This window comes from Camelimonas sp. FR25 (genome assembly GCF_059740505.1).
In genome coordinates this window covers 1-6,212 of record NZ_JCAWFG010000063.1, presented here as the reverse complement: position 1 = coordinate 6,212, position 6,212 = coordinate 1, and the positions used below count along the sequence as shown (strand labels likewise).

Sequence of the window (6,212 nt, the reverse complement as noted above, 5' to 3'; positions counted from 1 at the left end):
GGCATTCGGCGTGATTCATTGTCTTCGAAGGGATGCGGAGGCCGCTGGATGCGCGTTGACGACAATCGAGCGGGCGAGTTGTTCAGCTATGTCGACCTTGAGACCTGGTTCGGCGCGACCATCCGCTCCCGTCGATCGGGGGGCGTGAACCCGGCGCGCTGTAGGGTGAGTTCGCGGCGCTCTATTCTCCGATCGTGCGGGATGGTTACCCGCGACGTGGTGTAGTTTGTGGTGCGTTGAGGTCGGCCAGTGCCTCGACCTGCGTGTATCTGTGTGCAGCCGCCACCCGTCGGTTGCTCGAGGAGGGCGGCTCCGATCAGGCGCACGCTGCTGCACTCGTTGGGGAAGATGCCGACCACATCGGCGCGGCGCTTCACCTCCCTGTTCAGCCGCTCCAGCGGGTTGGTGCTGTGCCCTGGTGCGGTGCTGTGCGGGGAGGGCCATGCAGGCAAGGTCATCGGCCTCTGCATCGTCCATAAAGGCGCCCAGCTTCGGCCATTTTGCGCGGAGCTGGTCTGCGACATGGCGCCAGGTCTGAACGGCGCTGCCGTGGTCGGGCTGAATGAATGCCTGGCGGATCGCAGCGGCGGCCATGGTGTGCTGGCCCCTGGTAACATAGGCGAGCGCGTTGCGCATGGCATGAACCCGGCATCTTTGTCATGTCGAGCCGGGCACGCGGGTGATGGCGGCTTTCAGCCCTTCATGAGTGGTCGGAGAGGACAAGCCTGACGCCGGTCAGCCCGCGCAGCACCAGATCGCGCAGGAAGCTCGTCCAGAACGGCTTGGCCCTGGACGGGCCGACATGCAGCCCGACGATCTCGCGCTTGGCCTCGGTGCTGACGGCCACCGCGATTATCGCTACCACCGACACGATGCGGTCGCCCTCGCGCACTTTCAGGTAGGTGGCGTCGAGGCACAGACAGGCCCAGTCGCCGGCAAGTGGGCGCTTGAGGAGGGCGTTCACGCGCTCGTCCATGTCCTTGCACAGCTTCGACACAGAGGACTTCGAGATGCCGTTCACGCCCATGGCCCGCACCAGTTCGTCGACCTTGCGCGTCGGCACACCGTTGATCCACGCCTCGTGGATCACGGCCACCAGAGCCTTCCACTAACTTTCCCGGCGCGAGGAAGCCGGGAAAGCAAGGCCCCGCTGCGCATCTCCGGGATCTTCAGGTTCAGCGTGCCAGGCCGTGTGTCGAGCGAGCGCTCGCGGTAGCCGTTGCGCCACGTCTGGCGGGCCTCGCCGCGCTTGTAGCGGCCAGCGCCGATCAGGCCGTCGACGTCGGCCTCCATGATCAGCTGATGCACGTTCCCGGCGAGAACGCGCAGGAAGTCGGCGTCGCCGCTCTTCCCGGAAGGCTCCGCCAGCGCCAGTCGGTCATCGGGAATGCCCTTTCGTTCAGGTTGAAGTCGATCAACTCCGCCTTATTCGACAGGCCCGGTGGCCACCCGATGCCAGGCGCGAGCGGCAGCCAAATCTCCACCGCAAAGCAACACGCATCGTTCCACGAATTATGCCACGGGCGAGGACGCCATCACAAAGCCGAAGCTATTTCTTGATCGTTCAGGCCTGTCAATATTCTCAAATGATGTTCGGCAATTTCTTAAAGTGGCGACAAATCCCGGGCCATTTACGGCAACCCTGCGCCTGCGCTGACCGTTTATTTTTGCATCGCCCGGTTCCAGACAACCTGGGTGGCGCCTTGAGTGGTGCTGATTTTCAAACGTGGTCGGAAATCCTGCTGCCGCGCCGAATGTTGTAATTATGCAACATGCGACTTCACGGCAACATATCAGATGTGATAGTGCTGTTTGTGAGGGCGGATCGGTCAGGTTTCTCGAATAAGGAGAGCCTCCGCCGAAAAAGCGATTTGGAAGAGTACAGGTCTGCACCAAGCTGAGGAAACCCGGTTCGAATGGCTCAGGGCCGTCAGTGACGGCCATTGAAGATCTGGGGGTAAAAAGAAACCCGGAAGCCCGTCATCGGCCTGTACGCCGCTCTGAGGCGATGAGGCGAGCAGTTGCTTATGGCGCCATTCTAACCGCAAACTTGGGTAAGGTAGGGTGTAGCTAAAGACTGCCAGCGGCTTCCTGATCGTTCGACGATGAATTTAATTCGCGCAAACCCAGTTGGGCGTGCCTCCGGTGGAGGCGATTGGTTGCGGATGGTGCTGCTCTAACCGCAAATCTGGGTAAGGTAGGGTGTAGCTAAAGACTGCCAGTGCCCTTCGGGCCGACATGCTAGTAGCCAGTCGTGCTGATGGATCGAGATCTGCCCAAAAAAGTGTGAAAAAGGCGAAGTCCAATTTGGGTCGCCTAGGGCTGCGCCGACTGTGGCTTTTAAGTAACATACGTTTTTAGGGAAGGTGGGGTGTAGTTAGGGAGATGCCAGTTTTCGAACGGTGTTCGGAAATTTGCAAGTGTGAATATTCCGCGATAATTGTGTACAAGCATATAGTGTGCCAGGATTGGCCCTTGGCGCCGAAATTCTGATGCATGCGCCAGAATGTCGCAATTGCGTGATAGAGGCCGGCGAGATGGTGCGAGTAGCAGCAGCCGGCGGATCTCCATGAACAAGCGCTTGGTAGGCGAGCAGGTCATGGTCAGAAAATGGAAGCGCGGTGCGCTGGAATACGGGGGTTTCCTTGGGTTTTGGCATTTTTCTTGAACGTCGTGATAGCCGGGTAGGCTGATTCGACGTTCAATGACCACCCAAGCCTTATAGTCAATTGCCTTAAACGAAGTTTTGATGGCGATATGGCGGCTGTAGGTGTGAAAAATGCCCGAACCCCCCGTTTCTGGGGTGGCGAACCTGTCTCGAACGGCCATCTGAGGCCAGCGGTGCTGGCTGGGCCGTCGGAAAATGCGGTGCATTTTCAATAGGTTCGCTCCCGCCGGGAGGCCGAAATACGGGTCAGTGACCCGAGTAGTTTTCTGTGCTGCCCGGTGGGCTGCACAAAAACTACGGTATTGAGCCCATTTTTTTTGGGAAGTTTCTGGGAGGCTTTTTCTGGGGAGTTTCGGGGGGATAATCAGGCCGGTTTCTGGCTGGCGCAGCGGCCGGCAGCAGCCGTTGAGGCTGTGGGCTTTCTGGGAAGCCTTTTTGGGGTAATTTTTTCCGGGTAAAATTCTTGGGGGGAGGTTTCCAGGGCCCAAGGCGGGGGAGGGCGGTTTCGGGCCCAACTGGATCAAGCCCTTTAATAGTCCGGGAAAGCGATCGACGGGGTATGTTGGCGTCAGCTGGCTGGCAGATCGCGGCTAACATCGTCAGAAAACCGCAGCCAGATGTCGATGCCGGTTTCCATTCTCGCTCAATACCGTCAGAAATCGATTTTAAGCGCCATCTGGCGGCCGTTAGGCCGGATCTCAATATCTGACACCGCATCTTCCATATCGGCCGTTCCAGGTCGCTTTCTGCCCATTTTCGCCAATCGTATTCCCGATTTGGGCGTCATCCTGGTCTGCGATCGCCAAAAACAGGCTGTTTTCGCCCTGGGTTTTGGCGCGCCAGACGTGGAATGAGGGTTTCGGAACGGCCGTTCCGGCCACCTGGATGGCCATTTTTCGAAAGTGTGAAAAAGATCGAGATTACAGGCTTCCATTATGTTGTGGATAACTTTTGCGCAAACGCCAAGTGGGAAAAAGATTAGTATTTTTCGCAACTATCGGCAAAAACTGCGAATAATGAGCAATCTTTTCCATTTTCGTGAGGGTATTTAATTCGAACGTATTCGTGAAGTGGTTTTCGGGTTGTGGGTGAATTTGTGGGGATGTTTCTGACGTTCGTCGGGGGGAAAGCAAGATAGCCGCCATCAAGGCGGCTTACTGGATCGATTTTTAGATCATCCGCTTTAGTTTCTGGACGATTTAAGGAGCGATTTCGCCATTTCGAACGCAGGTTTGTATCGCGCGTAACGTTCTCGGGCGCTCTGAAGCCGTTCCTGTTTTGCTCTCATTCACATATCAAATCGATTTCTAATGAAGAGATGAGAATGTCTGCGAACAGGTTCATGGTCTGTCGTTGTTGAGTTGGGTCGGTCAATGTCCGGCTTTAATCCGGGGCTGGTTATGGTGTTATCAATACAGCAGCCCTTCAGATCAGATCGTCGTGTGCCTTCTAAAGATCGACTTTCTGGATAAGCGCGGCGTCGAATACATTATGGCAAGGGCCGTTTCGGTCGTTCCTTGACCGCCAGTAGCCATTCAGTTGCAACACTGATCCTGCACATGTCATTCGGAGACGTTCGGGATATCGGAGTTCGCCTTCAGGGAAAGCTCCTGATGTTCACCGACACATTGCGATGCAGCGCTCACGGGGCAAGGCCGGCCCAACTGGATCCAGCCTTTGATAGTTCGGGAAAGCGATAGAAGGGGTGGGCTGGCCTCAGGCCGGCAGATCGCGGCTAATTTCGTCAGAAAACCGTAGCCGGACGCCGATGTCGGTTTCCGTCGTCGCTCAATGCCGTCAGAAATCGATTTTAAGCGCCATCTGGCGGCCATCAGGCAAGGTTTCAGTATGGGACACTCCATCTGTCATATCGGCCGTTCTTGGCCGGTTTCTGCCCATTTTTCCCAATCGTGTCAGGGCGGCGTCTTTGGCGGCGATTTTGGCGGTTGCCGGGGAAGCGTCAGCCTCGACAAGAGATTCTGAATGTACCCAACGTTCTCCCTTTCAGCTTTTATAATCATATCCGGTTTCGGAACGTTGTTAACTCGAACTGGATGATACCGGCATCTCGAATTTTGAATGTACGCGTCTGGAATGAAAATAGTCGCCCGTGTGGGCGGCGATGATGATTATGGTGACATCGGTTGCGATGGCACTGCGTGCAGATCGAATTGAGATCGACGCCTTCTGTCATTTGCGACTTCAATAACCTGGGTGTGTGCGCCGGCGATATTGAAATGGAATGAGCGTCCAATCAACGTTATGGGCTTCTTGGTGAGGCGTTCAATACGCTTTATGAGCGCGTCTGGAACCTTGTAGACAAAGCACCATGGGATATGGAAGGCGGCGCGAACCTTCTGGCGCTTCTGTTGATTTTGATTGTCTGTCTGAAAACCTTTTTTGGCCGGGCTGCCAGGAGGTGGGAGGCCAACCGCTCCCAGATCTTGCGATCTCTGGTCTGCCACCAGAGGTAGGAGTTCAACCGTTTGCTATTTTTTTGCCGTCTCCGGTCCAGAGGTAGGAGTTCAACCGTTTGCGATTTTCGCGCCATCTGCCCACCAGAGGTAGGAGTTCAACCGTTTGCTATTTTTGGCGCTGAAAGGCGGTGTGTGATATTGGCAACAGTGTGAATAATGGCGTTTCACTTTTCGTCGCACTGGCGGTTTCTGCCTTCCCACCAGAGGTAGGAGTTCAACCGTTTGCGATTTTTCGCCTGGGCTGCTGTGTGTTATTTGGGCAACAGCGTGATTAATAGCCTTTCATTTTTCTTCGAACTGGCGGTTCTTTCGCTCTCACCAGAGGTAGGAGTTCAACCGTTTCCAGATTTGGCGATATTCTGCCTCTCTCCGAATGTTGAAGTTTAGCGGTCAGGTTTTTGGCTGATGCGCGATGTGTCATTTATGCATCACTGGATTGATCATCGTTAATTTGGGTCCGGGGCAGCCCGGATTGGCTGCTCCCTGAGCCTGAACCCACAGCCGCTTGTCAAAGCGCATGGGCGTCAGACAGCGCCGGCGTCGCTCTGGGGGCAGGGGGCATGGGCGGGCCGGTCAGCGTCGGTAGTGCTGAACATCTCCTGCCAGATACATGGCCTGCCAGCCGCCTTGCCTGGGCGGCAGGCGACTTCATCCCCGGCACTTGCAAATCTGTATAGCCCGACAATCTGTATTCCTGGGTTGCGCCTGATCAGGTGAGGTCTTTGGCCTGAGCGTCGGGTAGGGCGCGTGAGAGACGCGCCTTTCACCAGTTCGATCGGCGAGTATATCCCGGCCGGCGCCCAGCCGCTGGGGGATGTGGCCAGGCGCTGCTTCAGGCCCGCCCTCACGCCAGCCTGGCATGCCGCCGGCAGCCAGCAGGCCGCCGTGTCCGACGATGCGGAGCATGGAGTTGTGGCAGCGCTCAGGCAGGGTGAAACGGGAGCGGCAGCAGAAGGTGTCTCGCCAGACGCGCCCCGGTCTGGGTCATGGACTGCAGGCCCTGTGGATCATGCCGCCAGCGCTGTGGGCGTCGCGGAGATAATCGACCGCGCAACTCCTTCGAGCAG

At 56.9% G+C, this 6,212-nt stretch carries 1 protein-coding gene and 1 pseudogene; one reads left to right on the top strand and one right to left on the bottom strand.

The genetic code is table 11. The features are described 5' to 3' along the window. Window positions 1-205 precede the first annotated feature (205 nt). Window positions 206-1,389 (bottom strand): annotated as a pseudogene (locus AC6A67_RS07505) (IS256 family transposase). A 1,896-nt stretch (window positions 1,390-3,285) separates the two neighbouring features. Here AC6A67_RS07505 and AC6A67_RS07500 point away from each other — a divergent pair. Further along, the gene (locus AC6A67_RS07500) at window positions 3,286-3,522 is read left to right on the top strand and encodes a hypothetical protein (RefSeq protein ID WP_498035926.1); all 237 of its coding nucleotides are present in this window, start codon (window positions 3,286-3,288) and stop codon (window positions 3,520-3,522) included. The last annotated feature ends 2,690 nt before the right edge of the window (window positions 3,523-6,212 follow it).

Excerpts from the sequence above, each read along its gene's own strand:
- AC6A67_RS07500 (WP_498035926.1), top strand. The coding sequence starts at position 3,286 with ATGTCGATGCCGGTTTCCATTCTCGCTCAATACCGTCAGAAATCGATT.